This window comes from Myxococcus sp. MH1 (assembly GCF_059738865.1).
In genome coordinates this window covers 10,645,820-10,659,965 of the sequence record NZ_AP026947.1, presented here as the reverse complement: position 1 = coordinate 10,659,965, position 14,146 = coordinate 10,645,820, and the positions used below count along the sequence as shown (strand labels likewise).

Here is a 14,146-nt window from a genome sequence, read left to right as displayed (position 1 = left end):
TCCAGGGGTGGAGTCTCGGCCATCCCTTCCGAGGAGGGCGGCCATGGCCATCGTCTGTGCGAGCCCGCTGATGGCGCGGGAGTCCCGCGAAGTGGAGGTCGCCGCGGCGCTGGCGGCGCGACTGGGGGAGCCGCTGTTGCTCGTGGGCGTGATGGACGGCGAGCCCCTCACCGACGCCGTGCGCCGGGAGGCCCAGCGTGACCTGGAGGCCCAGGCGGAGCGGCTGCACCTGCCTCCGGGCCGGGTGAGCTGCCGGGTGCGCTCGGATACCGAGGCGGTGCTCGCCGACGAGGAGTGCAGGCACTCGCGCTGGGTGGTGGCCGCGGCGGAGGGCTGGCGCACGTCGGCGTGGCGGCGCGCCTCGCTGCCCGAGCGGCTGGCCCGACACGGCTGCGGACCGGTGCTGTCGGTGCGCCGCGCGGACGCGCTGGTGGACTGGATGCGCGGACGCAGGCGGCTGCTCGTCGTGGTGGGCGTGGATCCGCTGTCCCCCACGGCCGACGCGGCGGTGGGCTTCCTGCGCGAGCTGCGCCGGGTGGGGCCGTGCGACGTGCTGGCCACGTACGTGTGCTCGCCCCTGGAGGCGCGCGAGCGGCTGGGCATCCACACGCCGGTGCACGTGGAGGTGCTGGAGCCCGGCCTGCGGGACATGGAGGCGCTGGACCCCGCCGTGCAGACGGTGCTGCTGCGCGAGGTGCGCGAGCAGGTGGGCGACCTGCTCGGCGAGGGGAGCGTGGAGGTGGTGCTGGAGCCGGGCTTCGGGCGGTCGGCGGACCACCTGCTGCATGTGGCGCTCTCGCGCGGCGCGGACCTGGTCGTCGTGGGCATGCGCGCGCAGGGGCCGGTGAAGCGCTGGTGGCACGGCTCGGTGTCCGCGGGCGTGCTGCGCAACGCGGAGCAGGCGGTGGTGTGCGTGCCGGACACGCTGCGCGAGCCCCGTCGCGCGCAGCCTCCCAAGAGCGTGCTGGTGCCGGTGGACTTCTCCGACGCGTGCCTGCGCGCCATCACCCAGGCGCGCTCGATGGTGGGGCCGGGAGGCCGGGTGCACCTGCTGCACGTGCACCGTCGACGCTTCGGCGAGACGGGCTTCATGGACCACTCCGGCGTGCTGCCCGAGCCCCCGCGCGAGCACGAGGCGACGCTCCAGCGGCTGTGGGACCTGGTGCCCCGGGACGAGGGCGCGCGGGCGCTGCGCTGGAGCGTGGAGGGCGTGTCCGGGGAGGACATCGCGCTGGCCATCTGCCAGGCCACGGAGCGCGAGGGCGTGGACCTGGTGTGCCTGGGCACGTCGGGCGTGCCCTCCCAGGCCCCGGACGCGCTGCCCGTGGTGGTGGCCCGGGAGCTGGTGGCGCGCTGCCGTCGCCCCGTCATGGTGGTCCCTGCTTCGTGACAGCCCCGAGACAGCTGTCACCCAGGTACACATGAAAGGGCTTTCAGGTGGGTCGCTCCGAGCCCCACCTGCCAGGATACCCGGGGCGTTGAATGGAGGACCCGGGGGGGCGTTAGAATCCGGCCTCCACGCTTCAGGCAGCAGGGGGTTTGCCGGTGACGCTCAGCGGTTACCGAGAAGAAGAGCTCGTCTGCAATCGTGCCTCGCTCATCATCCACGGAGGCACGGAGGAGGAGCGACGCAGCTGGGCCCAGGAGGCCGCGCGCAGCTTCGACGTGGAGCTGGTGGAGGTGCGGCAGGCCGCGGACCTGGCCAACGCGCTCCGCCAGCGCAACGGCGTGGTGTTCATCCCGGACGCGGTGAAGCTGGGGCGCGAGGCGCAGGGGCTCATCCTGCGCTGCCTGCAGATGCAGGAGGAGCGGCCCAAGGTGGTGGTGGGCGTGTCGGGCGCGGCGGACGCGGCGCTCGCGCGCGGCACCCTGCGCGAGGACCTGCACTACCGGCTGCATCAGGCGCAGGTGGACCTCCAGAAGGAGGGCCTGCGGGATTTGCTGCGTCGGCGCTGGGCGCTCCAGGCCGAGCAGCTCGCGGTGAAGGCCGCCGCCGCCCGCGCCGCCGAGGAGAAGGCCCGCGCCGCCGCCGAGGCCCGCCGCCCCGGCACGGTGACGCGCACCTTCCCCAAGGCGCGCAAGCCCGTGTCGAGCACGCGCAAGTCGGCGCCTCGCAACGCCTCGCCGCGCTGAGGACCCGTGCTCCCGGCCCGCCGCGCCTCGAGTCAGGCGCGGTCGCCGGAGGCGTCGTCCGTGGCCCACCCGTGGCAAGAGGAGAGGCCATGACCCTGGAGCTCATCCGAGGTGACATCACCCGCGTCGACGCGGACGCCATCGTCAACGCGGCGAACAGCGCGCTCTTGGGCGGAGGCGGCGTGGACGGCGCCATCCACCGCGCGGCCGGGCCGGAGCTGTTGGCCGAGTGCCGCCTGCTGCATGGCTGCCCCACGGGCCAGGCGAAGCTGACGAAGGGCTACCGGTTGCCCGCCCGCCACGTCATCCACACGGTGGGGCCCGTCTGGGGCGGGGGGGCTCGGGGCGAGGAGGCCACGCTCGCGCGGTGCTACAAGAGCGTCTTCGCCCTGGTGGAGCAGCACGGCCTGCGCTCGGTGGCGTTCCCGTCCATCTCCACGGGCGTGTATCGCTTCCCCATCGAGCGGGCGTCGCTCATCGCGCTCCGGGAAATCCGGGCGGCGCTCGGGCGGCTGCCCCAGCTGGAGAAGGTGACGGTGGTGCTCTTCTCCCAGGCGGACCTGGAGACCTACCAGCGAGCCCTCACGGCGCTGTCGTCAGAGGGAGGCGGGGGCGAGAATGTGTGAACGAGAAAAACTGGGCTAGAGTTTCGCCCACGTCCTTTCTTCGTCGGAGCATCACATGTCTCAGGATAACGCCCCCGCCAAGCCCAAGCGCGGGCTCAAGCGGCCCATCGAGGTCGTTCGCGCCGAGCTGCTGAACGACGCGGACACCAAGAAGATCGCCAAGGCTGTCGGCATGAAGCTGGAGGACTACGTCGAGCTGGTCCTCAAGTACGCGCAGGACAAGGACCTGGAGCCGGAGCTCAACATCGTCCCCGACGAGGAGCTCAAGAAGAACGGCATCACCCCGGTGACCTCCGATGAGGCCGCGGATCTGCTCATCCGGGGCATGAAGGGCGAGCTGCCCGGGTCGGCGCCGGACTTCGACAACTCCAAGTTCGAGAAGTCCACCCCGGGCACCGCGGGCAAGCCCTCCCTGAACGCGGACGCGCCTCCGTCGACGACGACCCAGGCTCCCTCCACGGGGGGGAACCAGGACGCCGCGGCCCGGCAGGCGATGTTGGATCAGATCAAGCGGGGCGGTGGTGGCAGGGCCTGAGGTCCTGCCCCGGGGGGCGGAAGTCCGGAGAAATTCTCACGGAAATTCTGGCGGAAACTATTCAGCCGCTCTGTCGAGAATCACTTCGAGTCTTCCTTCTCCCAAAAAACTTCCGCGTCCCCCGCGAACTTTGAGGTGTCACCATGGGCCTGTTCGACAAGCTGAACCCCGCGAAGCTGTTCCAGAACGTCATCAAGACCGTTGGCACCGCGGCGGAGAAGGTCGGCGGCATCGCCGGTGGCATCGCGAAGTTCGGTGAGAAGCTCCTGGGCTTCCTGAAGAAGCCGGCCTCGGAGATCATCGAGCCCATCACCAACAAGATCAGCGAGCAGATCAACAAGATCCCCTACGTGGGCAAGTTCCTGGCCCCGGTGGTGGACGGCCTGCTGAAGCAGGGCGTGACGTCGCTGGTCGGCGAGGGCCCCATCGGCGGCATCGGCGCGCTGGCGAAGGCCACCTCGAAGATCGAGGACGTGACCAAGGTCGCCGAGCAGGTTCGCGCTGGCGCCGAGAAGGTGGGCGCGTGGACGGACAACGTCCTCGGCCAGCAGAACGTGCAGAACATCATCGCGCAGCGCCACGCCGCCTTCATCGAGTAAGGCACCTCGCGCCCCTGGCGCGATGAGGTGGCTAGCCAGAGGGCCGGTCCTCCGCCAACGCGGGGCCGGCCCTTCGGCTTTGCGGGGCGGATGCGAGGGCCGGTCCTCCGAGAGAGGACTGGCCCTTCGGTTGGTGGGCATGTGACGAGGGCCGGTCCTCCGAGAGAGGTGCCGGCCCTTCGGTTCGTGGGCATGCGACGAGGGCCGCACCTCCGAGAGGGAGGCGCTGGACCTTCGGCTTTGCTGTGCTTGCGAGAGGCTGGACCTCCGAGCGAGAGGCGCCGCCCTTCGGTTCGTGGGCATGCGACGAGGGCCGCACCTTCGAGAGGGAGGCGCCGGACCTTCGGCTTCACGGGGTGGAGGCGGGAGCGGGTCCCGCGCAGGAGACGGGGCCCGTCCTGGGTCCATGCGGAGCGCGGCCTGCGCTTCGGACGGGCCGATACCCGCGAGGGTCGAGCTGTCGCTCGGGCTCGGCTCACGCGGCAGGGCGGACCTGATGATCCTCATTCCTCGAGAATCGGGAGCCCAGAGTCATACTGTGAGTGATTGAGTCCGCCCGGCTCGCGAGGTCAGGTGATTCGTGGCGTGGCCGGAGGGGAGCGGCGAACTCGCGGCCTCACACGCGCGATGGGAGCGCCGCTCCGCGGATCAATCATCCCGGATCCACGGGCCCCGCCCGCCTCACGCCTCTTCGCGCATCAGCCGCTTCACGTCGACGAGGAGCCGGTCCGTCGAGTCGCTGTCAGCGCTGTCGTAGTACCCGCGAATCTCCCCCTTCGAGTCCACGAGGACGAAGTGGGAGCCGTGGAAGATGGAGGTCAGGTCATCCTCGGGGGCGCCGGCCTCGCGGCCCATGCTGACCTTGAAGCCCTGGACGATGACGTCCTGGAGGACGGCGTAGTCGCCAGTGAGGAAGCTCCAGCGGGCGAAGTTGGCGCCGTGCGTCTGGCCGTACTCGGCGAGGCGCTCGGGGGTGTCGTACTTCGGGTCGACGGAGAAGGAGACGAGCTGGAGGCCCGTGCCGTGGGCGTCGGTGCTCTTCTGCACGTGCGCCATCTTCCGGGTGAACGCGGGGCAGATGGTGGGGCAGCGGGTGAAGATGAAGTTGGCGATGTAGGGATGCCCGCGGAGCTGGGCGTTGCCGAAGGGCTGTCCGTCCTGCCGGGTGAACGAGAAGTCCGGGAGGGTGCCGAGCCGGGGCAGCGGCTCGCTGCTTCCGCGCACCAGGGACAGGCCCAGGGCGGCGGTGAGTCCCAGGGCGATGACGGCCAGGCCGGCCCAGAAGGCGGGGCGCTGGGTGAGACGGGCCTGGGGGAGCGCGAGGGGCGATTCGGCGGACATGGGCCTGGGACTAACGAAAGGCCTGGGTGCGCACAAGCGCCGAGGTGTCGCAGGGGCCAACCCGCCTACTCGCGAGGTGTAGCCGGTGGCAGGTCACCCCGGTGGGCAGCCGAGCCCAGGAGGGCCTCGGCTTGAGACGGTCACTCCCGCGTGCTAGCCGGGAGGGCGGTGATGAACGGTGAGCGCTCCAACCAGGGTCGACGAGCCGCATCCCGCCTCCCGGGAGCGGGCAGAGGCATCTTCGTCCGGTCCGAGGCTCGACCGGCGTGCTGCCCCGAGGACGGCTGGGTCGACGAGTTCCCCCGAACAAACGCAACCGCGCCACGCTCAATCCCCAGAGGAGGCCGAGGCCACGAGCCTCATCGAGGCGCCTCTGCGCGCCCGTCGCTCGCCCCAACCTGGGAGGACTGCCGGGACGATGAGTCCTTCCGAGATGCCACCGCGCCTCTGGCTTTCCACCCGACGCCCGAGGAAGGCCGAGGCGGCGAGTCCCCTCGAGGCGGCTGGCGCCGGTGGACCGCCCGGTCTTCGATGTCGGGCGTGAAGCCCTCACGGAGCACCACGTCTCGTCGATGTGTCGCGAGCCAGGCGCACGCCGCCGCGGCCCTCGCGCTGGCACTCCTGGCCCTGCTGCCCGTGGAGGCCTGGGCCTGCGCGACGTGCTCGCTCAGGGAGCCGGAGTCCGCGGTGCGCTCGGTGCTGCTCGTGGTGGGCTTGATGCTCACGCCCTTCGTGGTCCTGGGCGTGGGCGTGTGGGCCGTGCGTCGCGCCAGCCATGAGGACAGCCGGAAGGACCCGACATGAGCACCCCCGTCGAAGGGTCCTCCCCTGTCTCGACGGACACGGAAGCGCCCTCCGGGCTGAAGACCCTCGCGTTGCCCGAGAACGCGAGCACCCACGGCCCTCGCATCGACGCGCTGCTCGGGTGGAGTCACCGCTTCGAGGCGGGCCTCGCGGCGATTGCGCTCGGGTGGATGCTCATCGCGGTGTGGCGCTTCCGGGGCGCGAAGCGCGCGGCCTCGGACGGAGGCACCAAGCGCTCCATCGCCTTCGTCCTCGGCCTGGCGCTGACCACGTTCCTCATCGTGGACGGGACGTTGCTGGTGGGCTCGGAGGGCTACCTGCGGGACGTGCTGTGGAACCTCCAGGTCCCCGCCGAGGACCCGCGCACGGTGCGCATCGAAATCAACGCGCACCAGTGGTCCTGGGAGGCGCGCTACGCGGGCGAGGACGGCCGCTTCAACACGCCCGATGACGTGGTGACGTGGAACGACCTGCGGGTCCCCGCCGGCGTCCCCGTCTGGGTGCAGCTCGTCTCCACGGACGTGGTGCACGGCTTCTCGTTGCCGCACTTCCGCGTGAAGGTGGACGCGATTCCAGGCCGCGTGAACCAGACCTGGTTCCAGGCCGAGCGCGAGGGCACGTGGGAGGTGGCCTGCTACCAGCACTGCGGCACCAGCCACTACCGGATGCGCGGTGAGCTGCGCGCCCTGTCCTCGGAGGCGTACGCCGCGTGGCTGCGCGAAGCGGGGCGACAGGCGCTCCAGGCGTACGACGCGGACGACGTCGCGGCCCACTGGGGCTGGGACTGGAGGACGCCGTGAGCGTCGACCACAAGCAGGTGGCCCGGCGCTACCTGTGGAGCGGGCTGGGCTTCCTCCTCCTGGGCGGACTGCTGGCGCTGCTCATCCGCTGGCAGTGGGCGTGGCCGGGGCAGCCCGTGCCTGGGCTCGCGTGGGCGCTGCCCGAGTCCCGAGGCGCGCTGACGCCGCCCACGTACACCTCCGTCTTCACCATGCACGGCCTGGTGATGATCTTCTTCGCGGTGACGCCGCTGCTCTTCGGCGCGCTGGGGCACTTCGTGTTGCCCCTGGCCATCGGCGCGCGGAGGCTCGCGTTCCCCCGGCTGTCGACGCTGGGCTTCTGGGTCTACGCGCTGGGCGGAGCCCTCGTGCTCCTCTCGTTCGCGGTGCGGCTGGGGCCCGCGAGCGCGGGGTGGACGGCCTACCCTCCGCTGTCGACCACCGCGTTCACCCCGGGCCTGGGCCAGACGCTGGTGACGGTGGCGGTGTTGTGCGCGGGTGTCTCGGCCTTCACGTACGGGCTGAACTTCGTCGTCACGGTGGCGCGATGCCGAGCGCCCGGGATGACCTGGGGCCGACTGCCGCTCACCGTGTGGGGCCTGTTCTTCGCGTCGGTGTTGAACGTGCTCTTCGTGCCGGTGCTGGCGGCCGCCACCGTGTTGCTGTTGATGGACCGGTTGCTGGGGACACAGTTCTTCATCGCGGGCGCGGCGGCGGTGGGCGGCGGCGGGGACCCGGTGGTGTACCAGCACCTGTTCTGGCTGTTCGGCCACCCGGAGGTCTACATCCTCATCCTGCCCGCGTGGGGCATGGTGGGGGACCTGGTGTCCTTCTTCAGCCGCAAGCCCGCGCACGGCTATCGCCTGACGGCGGGGGCCATGGGCGGGGTGTCCGCGCTGAGCGGGCTGGTCTACGCGCACCACCTCTTCACCAGCGGGATGTCGCCCTTGTTGGGGCGCACGTTCATGGTGTTGACGCTGCTCATCTCGCTGCCGGCGGAGGTGATGTTCCTCAACTGGCTGATGACGCTGTGGCGCGGCAGCGTGCGGCTGACCTCGCCGATGCTCGCGGCGCTCTCGACGATGGGGGTGTTCGGACTGGGCGGAATCACCGGGCTCGCGCTGGGAGCGGTGGCCACGGACGTGCCCCTGCACGGGACGCTGTGGGTGGTGGGGCACTTCCACCTGACCATGGGCGCGGCCAGCTTCCTGGGCGTCTTCGCGGGGCTGTACTTCTGGTTCCCCAAGATGTTCGGGCGACAGCTTCACGAAGGGCTCGCGAAGGCGCACGTGGTGTCGAGCGCGGTGCTGTTCCTCGGGGTCTTCGGCGGACAGCTCGCGGCGGGCTACGCGGGACAGCTGCGCCGGCTCTATGACCCGTACCAGTACACGTACCTGAAGCACCTGCTGCCGCTGAACCAGTGGACCACGGCGTGCGCGTTCCTGCTCGGGGCCGCGCAGGTGTTGTTCGTCGTGAACCTGGTGTGGACGCTCTGGCGCGGGCGCGTGGCGGACGCGAACCCGTGGCAGGTGGGCACGCTCGAGTGGACGTGCGCGGCCAGCCCTCCGAGCGACGAGAACTTCGAGCAGCTCCCCGTCGTGCTGCGCGGGCCGCATGCCCTGTCCCAGCCGGAGGTGCTGGAGCAGCTGGGCCGCGACTGGGTGGGACAGGCGGAGGTGCTGCCCGCGGAGTCTCCAGCCATCAGCAGCCCGCTGCCCCTCCTGGAGCGCACGTCATGAGCCCGCGGCCCGAAGCGGACACCCGGGCCGAGGCCACACAGTGGCTCGGCACGGTGCTGGGCCTGTCCGCGTGGGCGATGTTCTTCGCGGCGCTCGTGTTCGCGGTGGGCTGGTACCGGATGCGCGAGGCGTGGCCGTCGCCGCGGGTGCCCACGTGGGGTCTGGGCCTCACGGGGCTCCTGCTCGTCGCGGGGAGCGCGGCCCTGCACCTGGGCTCACGCCGCGAGGGCCCTCGTCCCCTGTGGGCAACTTGGGGAGTGTGGGCCGCGGGGCTCGGGTTCCTCGTGCTCCAGGCGATGTGGATGCACCGGGCCTGGTGGACCGAGCACCTGCGCATCCCCGAGAGCGGCGTGTCCGCGTCGGCCTTCCATGGCCTCACCGCGCTGCACGCGCTGCACGTGCTCGCGGTGGAGGTCGGGCTCTTCGCCTGCTGCTGGCGTCAGCTGCGCGGAGCGGACGTGCGAGCCTCGTGGCGGACCTGGGCCCTGGGCTGGCACTTCGTGACGGTGACGTGGGTGTTCCTCTTCATCGCGGTGTACCTCCCATGACCTCTCGTGTGCTGTCGGCCCTGCTGCTCCTGGTGTCGCTCGCGGGGTGTCGCTCGAAGAGCTCGCCCACGTTCGAGCCCCTGAAGCTCGCCGACGGCCGCGTCCTCTCCGCGGAGACGCTGGTGCGTGGGCACTCGGTGTACGCGTACTACTGCGCCTCCTGTCACGGAGCGCAGGGCGACGGACAAGGCCCGGCGGGACGGGGCATGCGGCCCGTGCCTCGCAGCTTCCGTCAGGGACTGTTCAAGTTCGGCGGTGTCTCCGTGGGAGAGCTGCCCACGGACGAGGCGCTGAAGCGCACGCTGCGACGAGGGCTCCATGGCACGCCGATGTTCGCGTGGGATGTGCCCGACGCGGACCTCGACGCGGTGGTGCAATACCTCAAGACCTTCAGCCCTCGCTGGAAGGAAGAGGTCCCCGGCAAGCCGCTGGAGATGTCACCCGACCCGTGGCGAGGCCGTGAAGCGGAGGCCATCGAGCGGGGCCGCGTCGCCTATCACGTGTCGGGCGCGGGCAACGCGGGCTGCTCCAGTTGTCATGTCGCGTACCTTCCGCGCGCGGAGCTCGCCGCGTTGATGAAGAAGGCCACGGGGCGCGACGTGGACCTGTCCAAGGTGGACCCCTACACCGCACAGGTCCGCGAGTCGGACCACCCGGTGGAGGTGGACGCGAACGGCGAGCCCACGCGCACGCAGAAAGTGCTCCCGCCAGACTTCCTCTTCCAGCCCCTGCGCACTATCTGGCCCGTGGGAGAAACCATCGAAGGCGCGCCGTACACTCCCGAGCGTCAGCGCGAGGACCTCTACCGGGTCATCGCGGCGGGCGTGGGCGGCGCGGCCATGCCGACGTGGAAGGGAGCCATTCCCGAGGAGAACCTGTGGGCGCTCGCGTACTACGTGCAGACGCTGGTGGTGCTGCGCGACACGGACGAGGCCGCTGTGCTGAGGGCGCGGCTGCGCGGCTCCACGATGAACTGAAGAGGAGGCCACGCCCGCTCGGGCCCACGCGCGTGCTCCGCGCGCGGGAGGCTTCAGGTCCCCGCCACGTCGTCACCCCGCGCCAGGGCATGGCTGCCGCCGCCCTCGTTGGTCCAGACATCCTGGTCCAGCAGGTGGTTCCTCCAGGTGGAGGGCGCGGGGGCGGGGACACCCCGCGTCGTGCCCCCGAAATCCAGCAACCGCAAGAGGTTCTCCTGAGGGGTGATGCGATAGGAGAACCAGAGCCCGCCGAGCTCCACGAGGTGCTCGCCCGCGTCCAGGCCGGCGATGTCACTGCGGCTCGGCCCCCCGTCCACGGCGGAGTATCTCCGGGGCGCCAGCTCCGCCATCGCCAGCAGATGCAGCGCGACGGCCATGCGCATCTCATTGGGCAGTTGCCAGTATGCGTGGTGGAGATGGAGCGGGATGTCGACCGTGTACGAAGGCATGGCGGACCTCGGGCGGCCCGCCGCGCGACTCGCGAGAAGGACAGCTTGAAAGGGGAAGGTTGAGCTTCTTGAGGATGGACACGGAGGCGGCCGCGGACATGGAGCGGCGGGCCACTCGCCCGCCGAGGGGGCTCGGGGATGGGTCCTCGGTCCTCGGGGCGGGATGCCCTCCCCCACTCGGGCACCCGTCGCGACCTCCCCGGGGCGTGTATGCCAGCGAACGGTGGTCCGCGGGCCCGGCGCTCTCCCCGCTCACCTCCGGGAGGCCCAGGCCTTATCCCCTCTCCAGGAATGCACGGGATGGCGTCTCCGTGCGGCAGAACGATGGGGCCACACGATGAACCGCATCGCTGACATCATCCACCGGCACTACGACGCCATCGTCCGGCTGTGGACCGAGGAGGCGACCCGGGCCGCCTCCGCCCGAGGCCTGGACGCCCCCGAGCTCAAGAACATCATGCCGACCTATCTGGCCTCGCTCGCGGAGGACGCGAAGGCGCCGGCCACCACCTTCGCTGAGCGGCGCAAGTATGTGGAGGGCCATGTGGCCGCGCGACTCCGCCAGGGGTTCCACGTCGCGGAGGTCGTCGAGGAGTTCGCGCTCCTGGGCAGGTGCATCTCCAGGATGTGGGCCGAGGCTCCGCCCCAGGCGCGGCCCGACGTCGAGGACGTCGAGCGGCTGCTCGGTGAGCTGCATGCGGCCTCGGCGAGCGTCATCGCGCTGTTCAGCGAGCACATGCGGGAGGATGAGCAGGCGGAGAAGCGCTACCTGCGGCTCATCCAGAAGGTGGCCAACGAGGCCCTGGAGGTGGACGCCGCCTCCCTCCAGGAGCGATTGAGGGAGGTCCTCGAGCTCATCATGGAGGCGCTGGGGGGACAGGGCGCGGCCCTGCTCTTGAAGGAGACCCCGCTCCCCGGTCTCGGCACGGTGGTCTCCACGGGCGTGGCGATGGAGGCCCTCGCGCGATACGCGACCACTCGAGGCGTCGTGGACGAGGACCCCGGCTCGGGCGAGGAGGCGGAGGCCACGCCGATGGCGGTGAGCGAGGACCTGCGGCGCGAGGGGCTCTCCTCGTTGCTGGGAATCCGGCTGGCCACGCACTACGCCCTGAGGGGCGTGCTGTACGTCGGCGCCGCCGCGTCGCGCGACTTCACTGCCCGGGAGCGGAGGCGGCTCGAGTCCCTGGGCGAGCGGCTCACCATCCACCTGGACAACGCGAAGCTGTACGCGGACCTGCAGACGAAGGTCGACACCCTGCAGGAGGAGCGGGTGCTCCGGGAGCGCTTCGTCTCCGTCCTGGCCCATGACCTGCGGGGGCCGCTGTCGGCGGCGAAGGTGGCGGCGCAGTTGCTCCTGCGCCGGCCGGAGATGATGGAGGAGCGGCGGGACCTGGCCCGGCGCATCGACCAGAACATCGAGCGCACGGACCGCATGGTGCGGGACCTGCTCGACGCCAACCGCCTGCGCGCTGGGGAGCAGCTCTCGCTCCAGTTCGCGCCGTGCGACCTGCGGGCCATCGCCCGGGAGGTCATCGAGGAGCTGAGCACCATCCACGGCGAGCGCTTCCTCCTCGTGGCCGAGGCGCCCGTCGAGGGCTTCTGGAGCGAGGACGAGCTGCGCCGGGCACTCTGGAACCTGACCAGCAACGCGGTGAAGTACGGCGCGAGCGACTCCCCCGTCACCCTCACCGTCGCGCGGACGGCTTCAGGCGCGAGGGTCTCCGTCCACAACGAGGGCCGGGTCCTCTCCCAGTCCGACCAGGACCTGCTCTTCAAGCCGTTCTCGAGGACGCGCTCCGCGCGCGAGGGGCCCTCGAAGGGCTGGGGCCTGGGGCTGACCCTGGTCTGGGGCTGTGCCCAGGCCCATGGTGGACGGGTGAGCATCGAGAGCGGGGATCGCACCGGGACGACCTTCACGCTGGAGCTGCCGCTCGACTCCCGGGCCGTCGCCGCCGTGGTCGCCTGACTCGCGCCGACCTCGCGCGCGAGGACGTCCGTGCCGGGAGATTTCACGTCCGGAACTGGCGATGGCGTGAGGCGCCGAGGGCCCGCGCGCCGCTCGGAGTGGACCCTGGTGTGCCCGGTGCAGTGCGGCCGGAGGTCCCCTTTGCGGAAGCGAGCGCATGTCCCGAATCGACACAGCAGGCAGCAACGCCCTGGCCCTCGACCTGGTCCCTGACGAGGTGCCCACGCCGGCGCGGCCCCCTCCTCATCCCCCCACCCCGGCCGCCCGTGAGCGCAACGCGGTGCAGCCGTTCAAGGAACCCACCTCGAAGTCCCCGTCCCCTCCGCAGCCAGGGAGCACGTCCCGGGACACCGGCCCCACCGTGTCGGCCGGAGAGCTGACGGCGCTGGGCGGCAGGCTCCGGGCCCGGAGCGCGGAGGTCCCCGCGGACGTCTACCCGGACCTCCAGGCGAGGCTGACGCGCAGCCTCGGCGACTGGACGGTCAGCGACGCGGACGTGCGCACGGTGCACACGCTCTTGGGACAGCTCCCGCCGGAGGGCTACCGCGCCACCCTGGAGCGGATGGAGCGCGAGGGCCTCTTGAAGACCTTCCTGGCCGAGCAGTCTCCCCAGGCGCGCGCGTCCTTCCTGGAGCAGGCCCACGCCAAGGGCATGCTCCAGCGGCTCGCGGGGGAGCCCGCGTCGGGGCCGCTGGGCTACCCGGGCAGACCCGCCTTCTTCCGTCACGACGCGGCCCTGCCGGACTCGCTGCGCCAGGCCGTGAGCGAGCACGCCGTCACCGCGGGCAGGACGTACCTGGCCGACCACGCCGCCTACCTCGGTCGCTATGTCCAGGCCGTCGAGCAGTCCCAGGGGCTCCACGAGCTGCGCAAGCTGGGCCCGCCCCGGGAGGCGCGGCTGTCGGACTCGATGCTGGGGCTGTCGCGCGAGGACCCCCGGCGGGAGGCGCTCGCGAAGGAGTGGCGCCTGGCGGTGGGCACCGCGGGGTCCACGGGCTGGGTCTACCAGGCCATCAATGCCCGTCAGCGCGAGCTGCTCGGCGAGCGCCCCGGCGGCACCTTCTCCCTGAATGGCAAGGCGGAGCTGCAGCACGACCACCTCCTCGTGGGCGGCGAGGCGCGGCTCGACTCGCGGGGCCGCGTGGACCTGAAGTCCTCGGGCGGCGTGGCGCTCAAGGGCGGACCCGTGGGGCTGGAGGTGACGCGCGACTCGAAGGGCCAGCTCCAGTCGGAGGTGAAGGTGGACCTGGGCCTGTTCTCGGTGAGCCACTCCTCGGACGGTGACCTCAAGCTGTCCGTCGGCGTGGGCAAGCACGCGGGCAGCTACAGCAAGCTGAACCTGAGGGAGGCGGAGTTCGGCGGGGGCGTCTTCGTCGACGTGAAGGGACAGGGCAACAAGGCCGAGCTGCGGCTGGGCTACGAGATGAAGGGCCTCACGGCGAAGCGCGCGACGCAGGCCGTGGACCGCCAGCACGTGGGCCTCTTCGACACGCCGCCGGAGCTGGCGCGGGGAGTGGCCTGGGAGGCGCTCCCCGAGTCGAAGCGTGAACGCTACCTGCGCAACGGCTGGAACCGCGAGGAGTGGTCCCGGGCCCGGGGCACCTGAGTGCCTGGACAGCGTGCTGACCGGGGCTCCCCCGTCGTACCGGA

14 protein-coding genes are annotated in these 14,146 nt (G+C 71.3%); 12 read left to right on the top strand and 2 right to left on the bottom strand.

All coding sequences use genetic code 11. From position 1 onward, the window contains the following. The first annotated feature begins 43 nt into the window (after nt 1-43). From AC6JA9_RS42305 to AC6JA9_RS42285, 5 genes are all read left to right on the top strand, one after another. Nucleotides 44-1,390 (top strand): universal stress protein, encoded by a 1,347-nt coding sequence (locus tag AC6JA9_RS42305; RefSeq protein WP_223750977.1) that lies wholly within the window; start codon nt 44-46, stop codon nt 1,388-1,390. Between the two features lie 155 nt (nt 1,391-1,545). Then, a complete protein-coding gene (locus AC6JA9_RS42300) occupies nt 1,546-2,133 on the top strand; it encodes a Fis family transcriptional regulator (RefSeq protein WP_141333031.1) in 588 nt (195 codons plus the stop codon). An 89-nt stretch (nt 2,134-2,222) separates the two neighbouring features. Beyond that, nucleotides 2,223-2,759, top strand: coding sequence for an O-acetyl-ADP-ribose deacetylase (locus AC6JA9_RS42295; protein WP_223750978.1), 537 nt, complete (start codon nt 2,223-2,225; stop codon nt 2,757-2,759). Nucleotides 2,760-2,814: 55 nt separating this feature from the next. Next, the gene (locus tag AC6JA9_RS42290; RefSeq protein WP_141332586.1) at nt 2,815-3,294 is read left to right on the top strand and encodes a hypothetical protein; all 480 of its coding nucleotides are present in this window, start codon (nt 2,815-2,817) and stop codon (nt 3,292-3,294) included. 143 nt (nt 3,295-3,437) lie between these two features. Next, nucleotides 3,438-3,893, top strand: a complete 456-nt coding sequence (locus AC6JA9_RS42285) for a hypothetical protein (RefSeq protein WP_194869542.1) — start codon at nt 3,438-3,440, stop codon at nt 3,891-3,893. A gap of 681 nt (nt 3,894-4,574) precedes the next feature. Here the strand turns inward: AC6JA9_RS42285 and AC6JA9_RS42280 are convergent. Continuing rightward, a complete protein-coding gene (locus AC6JA9_RS42280) occupies nt 4,575-5,234 on the bottom strand; it encodes an SCO family protein (RefSeq protein ID WP_223750979.1) in 660 nt (219 codons plus the stop codon). 540 nt (nt 5,235-5,774) lie between these two features. Between AC6JA9_RS42280 and AC6JA9_RS42275 the strand changes: the two genes are divergently transcribed. Genes AC6JA9_RS42275 through AC6JA9_RS42255 form a run of 5 tightly spaced genes read left to right on the top strand, consistent with a single transcriptional unit; the run spans nt 5,775 to nt 10,081 of the window. Continuing rightward, complete coding sequence (locus tag AC6JA9_RS42275; protein WP_497958853.1) at nt 5,775-6,038, top strand: hypothetical protein; 264 nt, start codon at nt 5,775-5,777, stop codon at nt 6,036-6,038. Next, the gene (locus AC6JA9_RS42270; RefSeq protein ID WP_223750981.1) at nt 6,035-6,838 is read left to right on the top strand and encodes a cytochrome c oxidase subunit II; all 804 of its coding nucleotides are present in this window, start codon (nt 6,035-6,037) and stop codon (nt 6,836-6,838) included. Before AC6JA9_RS42275 ends, AC6JA9_RS42270 begins: the two co-directional genes overlap by 4 nt. Further along, nucleotides 6,835-8,556, top strand: coding sequence for a cytochrome c oxidase subunit I (locus tag AC6JA9_RS42265; protein ID WP_223750982.1), 1,722 nt, complete (start codon nt 6,835-6,837; stop codon nt 8,554-8,556). Before AC6JA9_RS42270 ends, AC6JA9_RS42265 begins: the two co-directional genes overlap by 4 nt. Beyond that, entirely contained in the window at nt 8,553-9,104 is a 552-nt protein-coding gene (locus AC6JA9_RS42260; RefSeq protein WP_497958852.1) for a cytochrome c oxidase subunit 3, read from the top strand. Before AC6JA9_RS42265 ends, AC6JA9_RS42260 begins: the two co-directional genes overlap by 4 nt. Continuing rightward, on the top strand, nt 9,101-10,081 hold the full coding sequence (locus AC6JA9_RS42255; protein WP_497958851.1) for a c-type cytochrome: 981 nt from the start codon (nt 9,101-9,103) through the stop codon (nt 10,079-10,081). The genes AC6JA9_RS42260 and AC6JA9_RS42255 overlap by 4 nt, the downstream gene beginning before the upstream one ends. 53 nt (nt 10,082-10,134) lie before the next feature. On the opposite strand, the gene AC6JA9_RS42250 is transcribed toward AC6JA9_RS42255, so the two are convergent. Next, nucleotides 10,135-10,530 (bottom strand): hypothetical protein, encoded by a 396-nt coding sequence (locus tag AC6JA9_RS42250; RefSeq protein WP_223784159.1) that lies wholly within the window; start codon nt 10,528-10,530, stop codon nt 10,135-10,137. 337 nt (nt 10,531-10,867) lie between these two features. Here AC6JA9_RS42250 and AC6JA9_RS42245 point away from each other — a divergent pair, with 337 nt between their 5' ends. Then, nucleotides 10,868-12,496 carry a GAF domain-containing sensor histidine kinase gene (locus AC6JA9_RS42245; RefSeq protein ID WP_223750985.1) on the top strand — a complete coding sequence of 543 codons (1,629 nt, stop codon included), beginning with the start codon at nt 10,868-10,870 and terminating at the stop codon, nt 12,494-12,496. 157 nt (nt 12,497-12,653) lie between these two features. Further along, complete coding sequence (locus AC6JA9_RS42240) at nt 12,654-14,102, top strand: hypothetical protein (RefSeq protein WP_497958850.1); 1,449 nt, start codon at nt 12,654-12,656, stop codon at nt 14,100-14,102. The last annotated feature ends 44 nt before the right edge of the window (nt 14,103-14,146 follow it).